The organism is Xenorhabdus sp. PB61.4, from assembly GCF_963894935.1.
Lineage (GTDB): Bacteria > Pseudomonadota > Gammaproteobacteria > Enterobacterales > Enterobacteriaceae > Xenorhabdus > Xenorhabdus stockiae.
Genome location: NZ_CAWQJR010000171.1, coordinates 15,288 through 32,744 on the forward strand (window position 1 = coordinate 15,288; position 17,457 = coordinate 32,744).

14 protein-coding genes and 1 pseudogene are annotated in these 17,457 nt (G+C 43.6%); 7 read left to right on the forward strand and 8 right to left on the reverse strand.

What is annotated here, in order from left to right; translation table 11 throughout:
* Positions 1 to 24: 24 nt before the first annotated feature.
* From recF to dnaA, 3 genes are read right to left on the reverse strand one after another with little or no spacing between them, the layout of a single operon-like run.
* The gene (gene recF / locus AACX68_RS13005) at positions 25 to 1,155 is read right to left on the reverse strand and encodes a DNA replication/repair protein RecF (RefSeq protein ID WP_228859435.1); all 1,131 of its coding nucleotides are present in this window, start codon (positions 1,153 to 1,155) and stop codon (positions 25 to 27) included.
* A 30-nt stretch (positions 1,156 to 1,185) separates the two neighbouring features.
* Positions 1,186 to 2,286, reverse strand: coding sequence for a DNA polymerase III subunit beta (gene dnaN / locus AACX68_RS13010; protein WP_099120995.1), 1,101 nt, complete (start codon positions 2,284 to 2,286; stop codon positions 1,186 to 1,188).
* Between the two features lie 4 nt (positions 2,287 to 2,290).
* On the reverse strand, positions 2,291 to 3,679 hold the full coding sequence (gene dnaA, locus AACX68_RS13015; RefSeq protein WP_099110102.1) for a chromosomal replication initiator protein DnaA: 1,389 nt from the start codon (positions 3,677 to 3,679) through the stop codon (positions 2,291 to 2,293).
* A gap of 760 nt (positions 3,680 to 4,439) precedes the next feature.
* Between dnaA and rpmH the strand changes: the two genes are divergently transcribed.
* The 7 genes and pseudogenes from rpmH to AACX68_RS13050 form a co-directional block, all read left to right on the forward strand.
* The gene (gene rpmH / locus AACX68_RS13020) at positions 4,440 to 4,580 is read left to right on the forward strand and encodes a 50S ribosomal protein L34 (RefSeq protein ID WP_038267117.1); all 141 of its coding nucleotides are present in this window, start codon (positions 4,440 to 4,442) and stop codon (positions 4,578 to 4,580) included.
* Positions 4,581 to 4,598: 18 nt separating this feature from the next.
* Entirely contained in the window at positions 4,599 to 4,958 is a 360-nt protein-coding gene (gene rnpA / locus AACX68_RS13025) for a ribonuclease P protein component (RefSeq protein ID WP_099110051.1), read from the forward strand.
* Complete coding sequence (gene yidD, locus AACX68_RS13030) at positions 4,922 to 5,182, forward strand: membrane protein insertion efficiency factor YidD (protein WP_086954857.1); 261 nt, start codon at positions 4,922 to 4,924, stop codon at positions 5,180 to 5,182. The genes rnpA and yidD overlap by 37 nt, the downstream gene beginning before the upstream one ends.
* 2 nt (positions 5,183 to 5,184) lie before the next feature.
* Positions 5,185 to 6,834 carry a membrane protein insertase YidC gene (gene yidC, locus AACX68_RS13035; protein WP_228859436.1) on the forward strand — a complete coding sequence of 550 codons (1,650 nt, stop codon included), beginning with the start codon at positions 5,185 to 5,187 and terminating at the stop codon, positions 6,832 to 6,834.
* Positions 6,835 to 6,933: 99 nt separating this feature from the next.
* Positions 6,934 to 8,298 carry a tRNA uridine-5-carboxymethylaminomethyl(34) synthesis GTPase MnmE gene (gene mnmE, locus AACX68_RS13040; RefSeq protein ID WP_228859437.1) on the forward strand — a complete coding sequence of 455 codons (1,365 nt, stop codon included), beginning with the start codon at positions 6,934 to 6,936 and terminating at the stop codon, positions 8,296 to 8,298.
* A gap of 154 nt (positions 8,299 to 8,452) precedes the next feature.
* Entirely contained in the window at positions 8,453 to 9,220 is a 768-nt protein-coding gene (locus tag AACX68_RS13045) for a type IV toxin-antitoxin system AbiEi family antitoxin (protein WP_228859438.1), read from the forward strand.
* Positions 9,221 to 9,247: 27 nt separating this feature from the next.
* Positions 9,248 to 9,406: pseudogene (locus AACX68_RS13050) on the forward strand (nucleotidyl transferase AbiEii/AbiGii toxin family protein); the annotation flags it as partial.
* 185 nt (positions 9,407 to 9,591) lie between these two features.
* Here AACX68_RS13050 and AACX68_RS13055 read toward each other — a convergent pair.
* From AACX68_RS13055 to fdhD, 5 genes are all read right to left on the reverse strand, one after another.
* Positions 9,592 to 10,416, reverse strand: coding sequence for an energy transducer TonB (locus AACX68_RS13055; RefSeq protein ID WP_228859439.1), 825 nt, complete (start codon positions 10,414 to 10,416; stop codon positions 9,592 to 9,594).
* Between the two features lie 8 nt (positions 10,417 to 10,424).
* Positions 10,425 to 13,382, reverse strand: a complete 2,958-nt coding sequence (locus AACX68_RS13060; protein WP_228859440.1) for a TonB-dependent receptor domain-containing protein — start codon at positions 13,380 to 13,382, stop codon at positions 10,425 to 10,427.
* Positions 13,383 to 13,436: 54 nt separating this feature from the next.
* A complete protein-coding gene (locus AACX68_RS13065) occupies positions 13,437 to 14,906 on the reverse strand; it encodes a porin family protein (RefSeq protein ID WP_228859441.1) in 1,470 nt (489 codons plus the stop codon).
* Positions 14,907 to 14,996: 90 nt separating this feature from the next.
* Positions 14,997 to 15,737 (reverse strand): Slam-dependent surface lipoprotein, encoded by a 741-nt coding sequence (locus AACX68_RS13070; protein ID WP_228859442.1) that lies wholly within the window; start codon positions 15,735 to 15,737, stop codon positions 14,997 to 14,999.
* Between the two features lie 399 nt (positions 15,738 to 16,136).
* Positions 16,137 to 16,958 carry a formate dehydrogenase accessory sulfurtransferase FdhD gene (gene fdhD / locus AACX68_RS13075; RefSeq protein ID WP_228859443.1) on the reverse strand — a complete coding sequence of 274 codons (822 nt, stop codon included), beginning with the start codon at positions 16,956 to 16,958 and terminating at the stop codon, positions 16,137 to 16,139.
* Between the last annotated feature and the right edge of the window lie 499 nt (positions 16,959 to 17,457).

Below are 17,457 nucleotides of genomic sequence, written 5' to 3' on the forward strand. Positions count from 1 at the left end.
ATCTTAATCCTGTGGTTGAACCTCTTACCCTTCGTCTTTCGAATCACCTTTACTATGCTGGCTGAATTCGAAATCCATAGGGCATATTTTGCCATGTTCTACGCTAAACATCCTGCTATTTACGTCAATCATGTCTGCAACCTGCTCGGGTGTAATTGCACTGACAAACACCTGAGCCTGCGTAGATTTCAGACGCTCGGCTAATAACTTACGACGGCCGGCATCCAATTCAGAAGCAAAATCATCAAGCAGATACAGGCATTTTTGCCCGCTCTGTCGGGTGAAATATTCACCCTGCGCTAACCTAAGAGCACACATCAGTAACTTAAGCTGACCACGTGAGAGCATATCCTCTACAGATGTGCCGTCTGCCCTGATCCGCAGATCGGCTTTGTGGGGGCCGGATGCGGTATAGGTTAATGCTTTATCGCGCTCAAACTGCCGCGCGAGTAGTTCTGCATATTCACTCTCTTTGTCCCAGCCCTGTTGAAAAGAGATATTGAGAGTGAATTCAGGTAAAAACTGTTTACAGGTTTTCTCAATATCTTCTGCAATACCTGCAATATATTCAGCCCGCCATTGGCTTATCTGAGTTGCCAATGGCGCAAGCTCATGATCCCAATGCTGGATCTGGCTATAGCGGGTGACTTGCCGTAATGCCGCATTCCGTTGTTTGAGCAACCTTTTCAGATTGGCCCAGCCAGCAAAAAAACGCGGTTCATTATGAAAGCAACCCCAGTCGATAAAAGCGCGACGATATTTCGGGCCGCCATTTAACAACGTAAAACCTTCCGGAGTGATAAGCTGCATCGGCAGCATTTTCGCCAGCTCTGCAATTTTATGCCCATCACTGCCATCTATTCTGACTTTGCTGTCACCCTGACGGTTTTTGCTCAGCCCAACGGATAACGTCCGCTCGTGGGATTGCTGTTCCAGTCTTCCATGAAGAATGAACTCTTCACTATCATGGCGGATGACTCTTCCTGCCTGAATACTGCGAAAAGCGCGCCCGTGACCCAATGTGTAAATGGATTCCAGTACGCTCGTTTTTCCGCTGCCATTCGGCCCGACCAGAAAATTAAAGCCCGTCGCCAATGGCAGGTCGGCATTGGCGATATTACGAAAATCGCGGATCAATAAACGCGAGAGAATCATGTTCAATGAGTTAATATACAGGCGTATTATTTACAGGCGCATCGGCATCACGACATACGTCGCGGCCTGACTGGCTGAATTCTCTATTTTTACACTGGATGTGGCATCCGTCAGCAGCAAACTTACCTGCTCGCATTTCAGTGCATTGAGAACATCCAGTACGTAGCTGACATTAAAGCCGATTTCCATTTCCGTGCCCTGATAGCTGACATCAACAATCTCTTCTGCTTCTTCCTGCTCCGGGTTATTGGCAGTAATTCTGAGCTGGTTTTCGCTCAGGTAGATGCGAACCCCACGAAATTTTTCGTTGGATAAAATCGCTGCCCGTGAAAACGCCTGTTTAAGCGTGTCACAGTTTGCTATCAGTGTCTTATCCGGGTTTTTCGGCAGGACACGGCGGTAGTCAGGAAAACGCCCGTCAACCAGTTTTGATGTAAATATGAAGTCACCAACGTGGGCGCGGATATTGTTGCTGCCGATTTGCAATTGAAGCGGGTTATCTCCGCCATCCAGTAAGCGCATCAATTCAATCACGCCTTTACGTGGAACAATCACTGAATGCGAAGGCAGGCTCTGGCCGATATTCATGGAGCAGACCGCCAGACGGTGACCATCTGTGGATACAGTGCGCAGTTCTTCCCCTTCGGTTTCGAACAGCATACCGTTCAGATAATAACGAACATCCTGATGCGCCATTGAGAACTGGGTAGACTCAATCAGACGTTTCAGTGTTGCCTGTGGAAGTGAAAATTCAACTTCACTTTGCCAGTCATCCAGATTGGGGAAATCGGAAGCAGGCAGAGTAGAGAGCGAAAAGCGGCTACGGCCGGATCTAACCAGAATGCGGTCACCATCCAGTTCAACGCTGATTTCGGCACCGTCAGGCAACCCACGCCAGATGTCAAAGAATTTACGCGCGGGAATGGTGGTTGCACCCTGTTCATGTGGCTGAGTGAGCGTCACCCTAGCCTTCATTTCCATTTCTAAATCTGTACCTGTCAGTAACAGGGAGCCTTCAGTCACCTGCAACAATAAATTACCTAAAATAGGCAGAGTAGGGCGGCCACCTAATGGGCTGCTGACCTGTTGCAGGGGTTTTAATAATTGCTCACGTTCAATGATAAATTTCATAGCGCTAGGACGACAATGTTCTGATTAAGTTAGAAAAATCTTCTTTGATATCATGACTCTCTTCACGCAGTTGTTCGATTTTACGACATGCGTGAAGTACCGTAGTATGGTCACGACCACCAAAGGCATCCCCGATTTCAGGCAAGCTGTGGTTTGTCAGCTCTTTTGCCAGCGCCATTGCCATCTGTCTTGGACGGGCAACGGAGCGTGAACGGCGCTTGGAAAGCAAATCGGCAACTTTGATTTTGTAATATTCAGCAACCGTTTTCTGAATATTATCAATCGTTACCAGCTTTTCCTGTAGAGCCAATAAGTCACGTAATGCTTCGCGTACAAAATCAATAGTAATCGCCCGACCAGTAAAATTGGCATTGGCGATAACCCGATTCAAAGCGCCTTCGAGTTCACGAACGTTGGAACGCAGGCGTTTAGCTATAAAGAAAGCCACTTCTCCCGGCAACTGAATCTGGTTTTCGTCTGCTTTTTTCATCAGAATCGCAACACGAGTTTCCAGCTCCGGTGGTTCTATGGCAACGGTCAGACCCCAGCCAAAACGGGATTTTAACCGATCTTCAACGCCATTAATCTCTTTCGGATAGCGATCTGATGTCAGAATAATCTGTTGATTACCTTCCAGCAGGGCATTGAACGTATGAAAGAATTCTTCTTGGGAGCGCTCTTTATTAGCGAAAAATTGAATATCATCGATAAGCAGGGCATCTACTGAGCGATAATAGCGTTTAAATTCTTCTATCGCATTGTTCTGCAAAGCCTTAACCATATCCTGAACAAACCGTTCAGAATGCATGTATACCACTTTTGCATTGGCTTTGCGCGCCATGATGCTGTTACCGACAGCATGTAAAAGGTGGGTTTTACCTAAACCGGTGCCGCCATACAGGAACAGAGGGTTATAAGCTCCGCCCGGATTATCGGCAACTTGCCTGGCAGCGGCTCTGGCGAGCTGGTTGGATTTACCTTCGACAAAGTTATCGAATGTATGCTTTGGATTCACATTCGAGCGATAAGATAACTCAGGCTGCGCTTTTGCATTATCCCAGCTAGGGCGTACAGATAAACTGGATGGAGCAGCAACCACCGGCATATCAGCAATGATTTTCTGAGATGTAGACTGGCTTGCTGAAACAGGCTTATTACCTACTTCAAAACGCAGTAACGGTACTTCAGGACCACAGAAATCATTTAATAACAAATTGATATTATTTATATATTTCTCTCTGACCCAATCCAGCACAAAGCGGTTGGGTGCATAAAGAGCCAAAGTGTTATCACTTAGTTCTGCCTGAAGGGGTCGTATCCACATACTGAATTCTGTGGCAGGTAACTCATCCTGCAATCGGGCAAGACATTGCTGCCAAAGCGAAAGTGACACGGCGAACTCCCCTAAAACAAGACCAATAAAAGAAACTGGAATAATAGATACGTTATACTGGGCACAAGGCATTACTCTTTATCGATAAAGATGCCCTCGATAAGAATATTACCGATAAGAACATTTCTCGATGAGAGGACTCGCAGTACCTTGTGGCGATTTCTAGTTTCATCGCTCTCCCAACGATCCGTACAGCGAGATCGGAATCGTGACCAGTGATCATAACGCAAAAGACGACATAAATCCTCATTCTTTTACACAGCTTTGATGCTTTTTATCCACAGGGAGATCACCACGCTTTGGTACGCGGAGAAGATAAAGCCCATAGAAGATACTGTAGTGGAATCATGGTATATAGCAAATTCCATTTAGCTATCGTTTAAAATTCAAAGGGAAAGCAATAGTATAATTACTACGCAAATGGCAGGATCCGTGTAGGATCCTTGCGCTTTATTGCACAGTCCGTATAATCTTGCACCCTGTGTGTGATGCCAAACGATTTTTTCCGGCTGTGGCTGGTGGAAGTCAGGATTAACACCTTAGATAGCAAAAACTTTGGGTAGCAACAAGTCTGGCATCAGCTGAAACGCGGTCAGGCTCGCGTCATCTTGGAATTGACTAAGGGTAGTACATTTTATTACAATCCTGCCTCTTTCTATATATTGATGTTGCGATTGAGGCATCGGTGTCTACTTATTTCCACTGGTCGCCAACGCATTTGCTGAATCAGTTACAAATTTTAAGTTAGGTAGAAATCGCTATGAAACGCACTTTTCAACCATCCGTACTGAAGCGTAACCGTACACACGGCTTCCGCGCACGTATGGCCACTAAAAATGGTCGTCAGGTTCTGGCTCGCCGTCGTGCGAAAGGCCGTGCTCGTCTGACTGTTTCTAAGTAATAAAGCTAACCATTCCACGTGGTTAAGCTCGCTTTTCCGAGGGAGTTACGTTTGTTAACTCCCGAGCATTTCACTTATGTTTTCCAGCAGCCACAACGGGCAAGTTCCGCAGAGATAACCATCCTTGGACGCCTTAATCAGCTGGGGCATCCCCGTATCGGTCTAACCGTCGCCAAAAAAAATGTTAAACGCGCCCATGAGCGAAATCGTATTAAGCGATTAGCCCGTGAAAGTTTTCGTTTAAACCAGCATAAATTACCGTCAATGGATTTTGTGATTTTGGTGAGGAAAGGGGTCGCTGAGCTTGATAACCGTGAGCTAACGGAAACGTTGGGCAAATTATGGCGTCGTCACTGTCGCTTGGCTCGCGCCTCTTGATTGCTTTAATCAGAGGTTATCAGTTAGTGATTAGTCCACTGCTGGGGCCTCGTTGTCGTTTCAATCCTACCTGTTCCCAATATGGCATTGAGGCACTGCGTAGGTTTGGCATGATGAAAGGCAGTTGGTTAACGGTGAAACGCATATTAAAATGCCACCCTTTACACGAAGGTGGTGATGATCCTGTCCCACCTAAAAAAAACGAAGATAACAGAGAACATTAACGATGGATTCGCAACGCAATCTTCTTCTCATCGCTCTGCTGTTTGTTTCGTTCCTGGTCTGGCAGGCGTGGGAGAATGATAAGAACCCACAACCAACAGTACAGGTCTCGCAGCAAACCAATACGCTGAGTAATGAAGCAGTCAGTGGGCAAGGTAAACTGATCACCGTGAAAACGGATGTGCTTTCGTTGCACATCAATACCCGTGGTGGTGATATCGAAGAGGCTGACCTGCTGGCCTATCCGGATACCCTCGGTTCCAAGATGCCGTTCAAGCTTCTGGAAACAACCCCAGAGTTTACTTATCAGGCTCAAAGTGGCTTAACAGGCACTAATGGCCCGGATAATCAGGCTGAACGTCCTCTTTATACTGCTGCTCAGAACAACTACGTTTTGGCTGAAGGTCAGGATGAGTTGCGTATTCCTATGACTTATACTGCGCCGGATGGTGTTGTGTACGTCAAAACTTTCGTATTGAAACGCGGTAACTATGCTGTCTCTGTTGATTACAGCATTGATAACGTGACTGACAAACCGTTGCAGATGGCATTTTTCGGTCAGTTGAAGCAGAGTGTTGATCTGCCGAAACATCGCGATACCGGCAGCAGCAATTTTGCCTTACATACTTATCGTGGTGCTGCTTACTCATCTGATCAAGAAAAATACGAAAAATACAAATTTGATGAAATTGAAAGTAAACCACTTTCCGTAACCACACAAGGTGGCTGGGTAGCGATGCTTCAGCAATATTTCGCCACTGCGTGGGTTCCTGGAGAAGGTAAGACCAGCAATTTCTACACCATTGACCTGAAAAACCAGAAAATGGCAATTATCGGGTACAAAGGTGACACCATCAATATCGCACCGAACAGCAAGCAGAACATTGCTTCTACTCTGTGGGTCGGTCCTGAAATTCAGGACAAAATGGCGGCTGTTGCACCACATCTGGATCTGACTGTTGATTACGGCTGGTTGTGGTTTATTTCCCAGCCTCTGTTCAAGTTACTGAAATTCCTGCACGAGTTCATTGGTAACTGGGGCTTCTCCATCATCGCTATTACCTTTATCGTGCGTGGTATCATGTACCCGCTGACTAAAGCGCAATACACTTCTATGGCGAAGATGCGCCTGTTGCAGCCGAAAATCACTGCAATGCGTGAAAAATATGGCGACGACCGTCAGCGCATGAGTCAGGAAATGATGGCGTTGTACAAAACAGAGAAAGTGAACCCGCTGGGCGGCTGTTTACCTCTGGTTATTCAGATGCCAATCTTCCTTGCACTGTATTACATGCTGATGGGCTCTGTTGAACTGCGTCATGCACCATTTATCGGTTGGATTAATGACCTGTCTGCACAGGATCCATACTACATTCTGCCATTGCTTATGGGTGTGACTATGTTTGTGATCCAGAAACTGTCGCCAACGACGGTCACTGACCCAATGCAGCAGAAGATCATGACTTACATGCCTGTCGTGTTCACTGTTTTCTTCTTGTGGTTCCCATCTGGTCTGGTGCTGTACTACATCGTCAGTAACCTGGTAACCATTATCCAGCAGCAGGTTATTTTCCGCAGTCTGGAAAAACGCGGTCTGCATACCCGCGAAAAGAAAGAGAAGAAAGAAAAGCAAATCGATCTGACCAAGAAATAATTTCTTGAGAAACGGGTCTTTTAAAAAATAAGTAGAAGGCGGTCATTGGCCGCCTTTATTATTTCCATTCATTGGCAAATTGGTAAAAGAGAGAATTCCATGAATACCACCGATACGATAGTTGCTCAGGCCACCCCTCCGGGACGAGGTGGTGTTGGTATCCTGCGTATTTCTGGTCCCAAAGCTGCGGCAGTTGCTGAGGTGGTATTAGGGAAACTCCCGAAACCCCGCTATGCCGATTATCTGCCATTTCGTGATGTAGATAGCTCAGTTTTAGATCAGGGCATCGCCCTTTATTTCCCCGGCCCTAATTCCTTTACCGGTGAAGACGTACTGGAACTTCAGGGGCATGGCGGCCCGGTTATTCTTGATTTACTGCTGAAACGTATTCTGACTATTTCCGGTGTGCGAATCGCTAATCCCGGTGAATTTTCTGAACGTGCTTTCCTCAACGATAAACTTGACTTGGCTCAGGCTGAGGCGATTGCCGACCTGATTGATGCCAGTTCTGAACAGGCCGCGCGCTCTGCGATGAATTCCCTACAGGGAACATTTTCCAATCAGGTTCACCAAATGGTGGAAGAACTGACTAACCTGCGCATCTATGTTGAAGCAGCGATTGATTTTCCTGATGAAGAAATTGATTTTCTTTCTGATGGCAAGATAGAAGCCAAGCTGGATGAAGTGATCGCGGAGCTTGAGCTGGTTCGTTCGCAGGCTCGTCAGGGTAGCCTGTTGCGTGAAGGGATGAAAGTTGTCATTGCAGGCCGCCCGAATGCAGGTAAATCCAGCTTGCTGAATGCGCTGGCGGGGCGTGAAGCAGCGATTGTGACGGATATTGCAGGTACAACTCGTGATGTTTTACGCGAACATATTCATATTGATGGAATGCCCCTGCATGTGATTGATACTGCTGGTCTGCGCGAAGCCAGCGATGAAGTGGAACGGATTGGTATTGAGCGGGCATGGCAGGAAATCGAACAGGCGGATCGCGTGTTGTTTATGGTAGACAGTACGACGACGGATGCCATCGAACCTGAAAAAATCTGGCCGGAATTTATGGCTAAGCTGCCAGAATCCCTGCCTGTAACGATTATCCGTAATAAAACAGATATGACCGGTGAAGCCAGCGGCGTATCAGAAATTAATGGCTACACGTTAATTCGTCTTTCTGCTCTAGCAGATAAAGGGATTAATTTGTTGCGTGATCATCTCAAAGAAGCGATGGGCTTTAACAGTAATACTGAAGGTGGATTCCTCGCACGACGCCGTCATTTGCAGGCACTGAATACCGCAGCAGAACATTTGCAGGAAGGCCATCAACAATTGGTATTTGCTCGCTCCGGGGAGTTATTAGCGGAAGAACTCCGGTTGGCACAACAGGCATTGACTGAAATCACCGGAGAATTTACCTCTGATGATTTACTTGGGCGGATTTTTTCAAGTTTTTGTATCGGGAAGTGAAGTCGGAAGGTATGGAGTAAAACAGCAAATTAGCATAGCTAAGATGACTGGTTGTTTAAAAAAATAATAATTATTACACCTTGAGTATGAATATATTGATATATACAAACTTACAGTTTATTATGTGTTCAATATTTACACTCAGGGTGTGAAAATGTCTTCAAAAATAAACTGGTTAGTAAATCATACTGTACCAGGGGCCTTAATTCTCCAACAGTGGTTGATTGAAAATGGTATCAGCTACTCCTTAACGCAAAAGTACACTCAGAATGGTTGGCTAAAAAAACTGTTTACAGGAGTCTACTACCGTCCAAATTCAAGACAAGACTACAAGCCGGAGTGGGCCGATGCACTAAAAGCTGTGATAGACCAGCTCCATCTTCCAGTCCATCTTGCAGGTTTAACTAGTTTAACCTATCAGGGTCTTAGCCATTATTTACCATTAAAATCGGAACAAGTGTGGGTAGGAGTAGGAAGCAAGCAATCTCTTCCTAAATGGTTTAAAGAATTTCCTGACCAACGCTGGTTATATTGTAGCAACAATAAATTAAGTGAATTATCTGACACAGATTTTACCTTTGTGCAGGTGAATGGAAGAGAGCTTAAAGCCAGCTCTCCTGAGTTGGCAGCTTATGAACTTATTGACTCAATAGGGAAAAATATAAGTTTTGAACATGCGGCTGAGTTATTTCAGGGGCTGGTGAATTTGAGTCCGAGAAAAGTTCAGTCATTGCTCTTACGTAGTCATGCTGTACAAACCAATCGTATTTTTCTGTTTCTTAGTCATTACTATGGCCATCAATGGGTGAAGCGTCTTGAAGAATCACAGATAGAATTGGGTTCTGGTAAACGTCAGGTAGTCGCTCAGGGACGTTATGATGAACGCTACAAAATTACAGTACCAACCAACTTCGATGTCTGAAATATAATCAATCTAAAGAAGATCGTTATGGATAAAAACTCAGTTTTCTATCAGCAGGTAAAACTCCTTATCAGGGTATTACCTATCGTCGCTGAAGAAAAAGTATTTGCATTAAAGGGTGGCACTGCTATTAACCTGTTTGTGCGAGAGTTTCCGCGCCTGTCTGTTGATATAGACTTAGCTTACTCAAGAAAATCCCCATAATTACCTCTGAGTGGCTTCGGTGACAAGTGCAACTTTCCCTTTTAATCCTCTAGACATGGTAAATCCCCTGAGTGTTTTTATTCAGTGAAAGTAATTTGGCGTGTTGATTTTTGCAATCAGTGACACTTGTCTAATTTTTGCTCAAAAGGTCGGTTATGGCATGTATATTATCGAACCAGCTCAAAGCTGATTTGCAGTGTGATATCTGCTGGCAGTGTTGTTGGTTTCGGGCCAATAGATTTAGCAAGACTGAGCGCTTTCAGTGCTTCATTATCCATTGCACTGTAGCCGGAGGATTGAACGATTTTGGCGGCAGTAATTGAACCATCATCCTGAAGGATAAAATTGACGGTGACTGTACCTTCCTGCTTCATTCGTTTTGCTTTGCGGGGGTAACGCTTATGGCGCTCAATTTCCTGCCGGAGCCTCGCATGGTAATTGTCTGACTCACTATTACCCTGACCCACTAAAGGTTGAGAAGTTTTCGCCTGACTCATTCCACTTTGTGAGTTGACCCGATCAGTGCCATTCGTTTCAAGTTCCTCCGGGCTGTTTTGGGGAGTCTGAGATGACTGAGCAGATTTCTTTTCTCTATTTTCTTTCGGTTTTTCTTTTGGCTGTTTTTTAGGTTTTTGAGTTTTTATTGGTTCGGCCGGAGTATCGATCTTTTTTTCTGTTTGAACGACTTTATCCAGTGCAATTACCGGAGCTGCCGGTGATTCAGGAACAGTCAGAACTGGCTGAGATAATTCAACTGGCTCCGGCTCTTCTGCTAATGCTGAGGCCGTAACCATCGTGATTGAAAAACTTGTCAAAGGAGAATTCTGATTAAGATAATGGGCACTGTCATCGTTCGGCTCTGTATGTCGGTTTAACAGCCATATCAGACTGATATGTAATAAAACAGCGATAAGAATACCAACCAGAAAACGTTTACTGAGTGTTTTCTGCGTGTTGATCACTGCGTTGTCTGATATGACTGTATTGAACATACTATCCTCTAAAACTGACTGGTAAGGCTGAGCTTAAAGGTTCTGCCCGGTGCCGGTATCATTGAGCGCGTAAGTGGATCAAGATAATAGCGGTTAGTTAAGTTTGTGCCAGTCAGTTCCATTGATATCGCAGGGGTGATTTGGTAGCTGACATAGGCATCAACGGTGAAGACGGAGTTCCAGCGCATCGGGTTGTTGGATATCCCTTTATATTCATTCGGCAAAACACCCATCAACCATTTTTCATCTTTGTTTTCTGCTCTGCTGTGGTAGAGCATCCGGCTGCCCAGTTCCAGTTTTTCATCAAACAGGCGTCCGCCGACATTCAGGTTAGCGGTATATTTTGGCTGAATGGAAGTACGCAAGTAACCGCCCGGGAAACCACCATCAATACATTCGGGAATACCGTAACGATTCTGAGAATCCATTCTTGCGGCAGAGTTATTGTCACACACCTTATTTTTCATGTTGTAGACCAAACCCATATCAGTAAAGAAACTGCCGTTGTCGTAACGAGCCTGTAATTCTAAACCTGCCAGTTTTTGTTTATCTAACTGGGCGAAATTATAGGTATTATCCCTGTCGAACACATTTTCAATAACAGTATTGTAATAGGAGAGTTTGATATCCGCATTACGTTCAGCATTCACTAACTGGCTGAAATCATAAACGAAACCTGTTTCTATGGTTTTGGCTCGTTCTGGTTTAAATTTCAAACCAATGTAATTTTCTTTAACGCCTGAAAAACCGACAGTATCTTCAAAAATACTGGGCATTCTTACTGCCTCGGCATAACGGGTATAGACTCTGAGATCGTCAGTGATATAGGCAGTAGCTGAGAATGTTGGTGCCCAAGCATGGGATTTACGTTTTGGGGCTGGTTCCCAAGGAGAATCTACATCTTGTGAGAGTATCTTATCATTATTACTCAGACTGTTTGCACTATACTCATATTTATAGGCTTCTCTGCCGCTGATTGGGTCGATAACCTTTTCATTCATATCCAATTGGCCATTAAAATAGGGGTTATCGCTTTTATTAAGTTTTCCTGTTTCAGGGTTATATTTCCACTCGAATTTTTCTTCAACTAACCATCTTTTTTGTTGAATACGATCATTTCTATCTTTTATTTTTTTTGTCTTAGCACGCAATTCACGTTTTTCTGTTCTGCTAAGTTTAGAATAATATTTTTCATCATTTCGTTTTTTGAAGTCATTGGCTTCTTCCTCTGTTACTGTTCGCCAGTAGCTCATTTTATATCCGATTATTTCTCCCGGTTCTTTATAATTTCTATCTCTTGCGATACGCCGTTCATTAAGAAAATCATCTTTGGACCAATAGGAAACACGTTTAGCACCAGCACCCAATGCCAGCCATGAAGTAGGACGCCAGTCAAAGTTAAAAGCGAGATTAATTTCCTGACGTTGCCCTTTTCTTGCTGGGGACTGAAAGAAATACAGATTATCAATATGGCTGATGTCATCATCAGAACCCAAGCGTTCGCGTTGGAAATTTCCCATCAGAGTAAGATCCAAATTTCGGGTCAGTTCGAATTTATTGGAAATATCTACACCCCAACGATTATTTTGGGCATTGGTGACGGCTGTATTGATTAAGGTCCCATCAATATTAGTGTTCCTGCCTTTTCCTCCCTCCCAATCATAGTCTCTGGTAACCGGACCACGCGGATATCCACCTGAAGTATTGGTGTTACTTATCGTGCGGGTTGTCCACAGATTCATATCAAAATCAATATAAGGGTTTGCAGCAGAGTCCCATTTATAATTTAGGCTAGCCGCCTGCTGGCGGGCATTGGCCAGCGGCCATTGAGGAACACTATTTTCTTTAGCAAGCACCGATGCCAGTCTTGAAGGCATGATATCGCCGAACTCCATACGCGTGTTACGGAAAGCAAGTTGTAATGCCTGCTCATCGGTGAAGTGCCAGGTGTTTTTGATTAACACCGATTGCATTTTGCTGGAAGTATTGGGGACTTCATTACCGGGGCGATAAATACGGGCTGCAAAGGGGAGATAAGGGTCTAGACTCGTTTTTGGGTTGAGCATTAAGTTTATATCGGCTTCTGTTGCTGCTGCATCATAGCGATGTGCACCACCTTTACCTGCAAAATAGTTGCCCTTATGGCGGTAAGCATAAGCCAGCATCAGGTCAAAATATTCTTGTCGTGTTCCCACTGCAACGCGAAAGGCATTATCTTTGAAACCGAACAGTTTATTGTCTTTTGATGAGTGTGGAGTGATTTTTAGTGCAGGATCAGATTCGATTCCATTGTGTATAAAATTGGGAACATCGCGGTAATCCTGTCCCAGTGACAAAGACGGGGTGCGCTCTTTGACTGAGTTACTACTGGTTTCCAGTTTGGTATTGATGCCAAATGTTTCACCTTCCGGCACGACATCATCAATATTGAGTGTTTTGATAGAGACTGCTCCCCCGACGGAACCTTTCACCCTGCGATTCAGGGAAGGCCCTTTCTCAATTTCAATGCTGCTGATTAAGTTAGGATCAATATAGTTGCGGTTATTAGCACCGTTATAGCCACGTCCAACGGTAATTGCCTGTTCGGTTCCATCAATCGTGACGGGAATACGCCCTTGTCCCTGAATACCACGAATATTGATATCTAAGGCACCGCTATTGCGGGCATCACCACTGTAAACACCAACAGCCCCTTTAATGACATCAGCAGGAGATGCGCCTTTGTAACGCTCTATCTCCTTTTTGCCGATATAAATATTGGAGATATCTTTGTCATAAACCGCATCATAACCGGCTTCATCTTTATCTCTGTTATCTGTCACCCGGATTTTACCTAAATCAGTTTTGCTGTCTGACGTTGTGCTGGCAGGTTTGGATTCAGCAAACAAAGGAGGTGCTGCCAGTGAAAATGCCAGTGACAGAGCTATGGTGATGGGAGTTAGTCCGGTTTTAATTTGATATGCCATTGATATTTCTTGCCTCAGTTATCATCGCACAAATAAAAAATCATCAGATTTTGATTAAAAAAACTTTTCCAGCCTGAGCAGCACTTCGTTTTTGTTATAGCTGTACATCCAATCTACATTGCTGTGATTGCGTCGGTAGCGGAAAGTAACAGAAGGGGTCATCCCCATGATTTCAGCCGCAGGCACTCTGATAACAGCGGTGTATATTTGCTCCGTATCATGACGCTTAGCATTCAGCATCGGGCTGTAAGCACCAAAGCGCCGATCACGTAATGTGGCAAACAATACGCCATGGATGCCGGAATAGATTTGTCCACCAACTCCTGCCCGAACTCCCCATTGCTGATAGCGGTCGACGGGATATTGGTCGTTACCCCGATAAGTCCAGTCCCCGCCACCAAACAGAATAAAATCTTTGCTGATAGTGTGGAATAAATTGAGGTAGGAAGAGGTTAATCCACCGTCTTTTCTGCGGTAATTGTGCTGATGGCGCAGTTGTTTATGTTCAGATTCAATATCAAGAGTTGTCTGAGAGGTTATTCCCCATCGCCATTTTGTTTTGATTCCGGCGGCATGGTAGAAGCGATCACCAGCAATTTGTTTATATTCAAATAACGGGCTAAAGGAGATATCGTGGTTTCTGTTTTTATAGCTGTATCCACTGGTTAACTGAAAGGTATTTTCATTTTCATCGTGATAATTATAGTAATTTTCACCATAAATCAGACCACGGATAGCAATACCGTGATTACCGAAAAGTTGATGTCTTCGGCTTATTGTTGCGTCATAAGACATACCCCATGCTTTGACAGCTTTTGGTATCTGCTGTTGAATACACTGCTCTTCGTTTATTTTTAGACAAGCAAAGTCCTGATTAGAAGACATATTCACATTATTGTTGTAGGCGTAACCAGCAGAGAACGAACCACGCCAGCCATTTCTTAGTTTTATCGCTTCAAGATAACTGTTGATGTTCTTCAATACTGCTTCTGGTACTTGTTTTTTTTCACTTAGTTCTGAAAATAGGCGTTCTGCTTCCCGATTTTTATGATCTTGAAAATAGACTCGGGCCAGTTCCAGTTGAACGCGGGGAAAATCGGGCTGTTGGTTCAGAATTTGTTGGTAATGATAGGTGGCCAGTTCTAAATTTTCTTCAAGGCGAGCCAGCCCTCCCTGAGCAAAATTGACCAGCATGGAATCATATCCTGACAATTTTTTATAAGATGAAAGAAAACGCCTGACATCCGGCCACTGTTGGTGAATGGTCGCAAGAAATAGTGCAAAACCAACATTATCCAGATTATCTTCTACCCGAAATTTTTGTCCATTAATGACAATCAACGCTGCATTATTCTCAGCAAAAATGGGATCAGGTGTAATCAGTTTGTTTTCATTTTCCTGTTGGTGATGTTGTGCTTCCTGCCAAATATTGCGTGGGGTATCTTCATCGGCATATATCGGCAGAGAGATAAAAAAAGCAATCAATGCCGTTAATAATATAAGAGTTTTTCTATTGTCAGACATCGCAAAGCCAGCTTATAAAACTTACGTTATTAAAAATAAAAACAGAGAACAGTGCTAAAAAATGAACACTGTCCTCTGATAAATTAGCAATTACTGTTTAGAGCCACCGAAAGCAGTATCTTTGGAATGATCACCATCAAATTTTGCATACCCTGCCAGACTCGATGCATTATCGCCAAAGAAATGACCTTCTGTTGAACCGGCGAGGTTGCCAACTCTTGCATCACCCTCGAAACTCGCATCAGCATAAATATCGGCATTGATATTTATTGTCATAGCATCATTTGCCATTGAGCCAACCAGTGTTTTCTCACCAAAATCTGCGGTAAATGTACCGGACAGCGCATTATTTCCGCTGTATTGGTTAATACCGGTCACGGTATAGGTTGCTGTGCCGTCGGTTGGAATATTGGTGGTAATATCCTTGCCTGCATAATAGACGGTATGAGTTGGGTCATCAGCTTTACCAGTCTGAGACCATTCACCAAAGTAAACTTCTTCATTGGCAACTTTACTGAAATGGAATACTCCCATTCCACCGTGAGTGCCCGGAGCACCAGCCATTGAGATATTGTGAATTCCATTACTGTCAGCAGGTGCCATACGGGTCAGGCCAGAAAAGCCAGTGATTTGACCACCATAAACGGAACTAATGCCGATACCCGGTTCACCGCCATTGCCACCGTGTGGGCCTTTACCGGGTTGGGTTGGACCAACCTTAACGTATGATGGTGAACTTACCTGACTCTGACCAAATCCTACTGCTGCGTGAGCCTGTGCCATAAATCCCAAAACGCCTAAAGTGGCGACTAATACCTTAACTTTTTTCATCGTTATCCTCATTTAGAGTGGGGGATCCCTCGTTACCCAATCATAAAAATGGCCTGATTTATTGCGCGGGAGAAATGTACATTCTTCAAATGATAATGTAAATGATAATTATTTTTATTTGATGTTGATTTTGTTGTGGTTTTAATCAGTGACTAATTCAATTATTTGTATTTTAATGATTTTAATTTTTGATAAGAAGAAGTGGAATTCTGTGATTTTTCTGAAAATGTGATGGGATTAAACCTAATGGTCTACTGTTATTGTGTTATTAACAGTGAGTTTTGACTGAGAAAAAGGCATTTTTTTCACTCAGTCAATCTATTAATTTTTTGTATGTATTATTTTGATTGTAATAATTATTTAAATGAAAAGTACCCTCACTGGAACAAATGGTTTTAATTAATCCATTAACCGCTGAGGATGTGTGTACACCGTTGCTCGCTCCGGTTTACAGAAACCGACTAGCGTCAGATTACATTTTTCTGCTACTTCGATTGCGAGTGAAGTAGCAGCAGAAACGGCAAATAATATTTCCACGCCACAATTGGCAGATTTCTGCACCATTTCATAACTGGCACGGCTGGAAACCAAAACAGCGCCTTGTTGCCAGTCTGTTTTTGAACGCATTCCCAATAGCTTATCTAAAGCAACATGGCGGCCAACGTCTTCACATCCACCGAGTAAATTTCCTTCCGAGTCAATCCAGCCAGCAGCATGGGTACAGCCAGTCAATGAACCGATGTCTTGCAGAAGAGGTAATTGTGCAAGCGCCTGATCCAGATAAGCCAATGAAAAAGTTTGTGTAAAAGGCAGTGGCGTGATGGGGCGGAAGATTTCTGATATTTGCTCTGTGCCACAAATACCGCAACCGGTTCGGCCTGCCATACTGCGTCGGCGTTCTTTCAATTCAGCGAAACGACGGCTGGAGAGTTCGATATTGACTTCAATACCGCCGTGGCAGCCGGAAGCTATATCAATCCCGCGAATTTCCTGTGGAGAAGTGATAATCCCTTCTGATAGGGAGAAGCCAATTGCGAAATGCTCGAGGTCTTTTGGACTTGCCATCATGACGACATGGGAAATGCCGTTGTAGACTAAGGCCACCGGGACTTCTTCAGCTACCCAGTCCAGCTTAGGGGTGTGTAAGTGATTTTTTTGTTGTACATAGATGCGGGTAGTGCCACTGACAGCTTGCTGATTTTCTGACTTTTTTTTATCCATCTGGCTAATTCTCAATCGGCTTCACTTTTCATTTCATTGCCAAGTTTACATTATTTATCCGTAAATAAAAAAAGCATGTTCCAGTGATCAAATTAAATACAGTTTTTTATATTTTATTTGATATCTATCTATATTAGAAAATAACCATCATTGACATAAATTATATTTTTATTTGAGTTGGAAGTGTTGACTTAAGTATTTTGTTTTTTATTTTTCCTTTTATTATTTTTGTGTGTTTTTAATGTATTGTTTCTGATTGTTTTTATAATAATTATATTGTTTCTTTTGATAATTGTTATATATGCTTTTAGGTCGTGATGATACAGTCTTTAATGTTTTTATTGTTTATATTTGATGTTTTTTATTAATGAATGAAATTTCAATTACCCTCCTTAATAATAAATGATTTTATCTTTCAGTTATCACATTAAATATTCGTTTAAAGGGTAATTATCGCCGTGTCTGACACGTCTTCTTTCTATTAATGAAAGGTGATTTA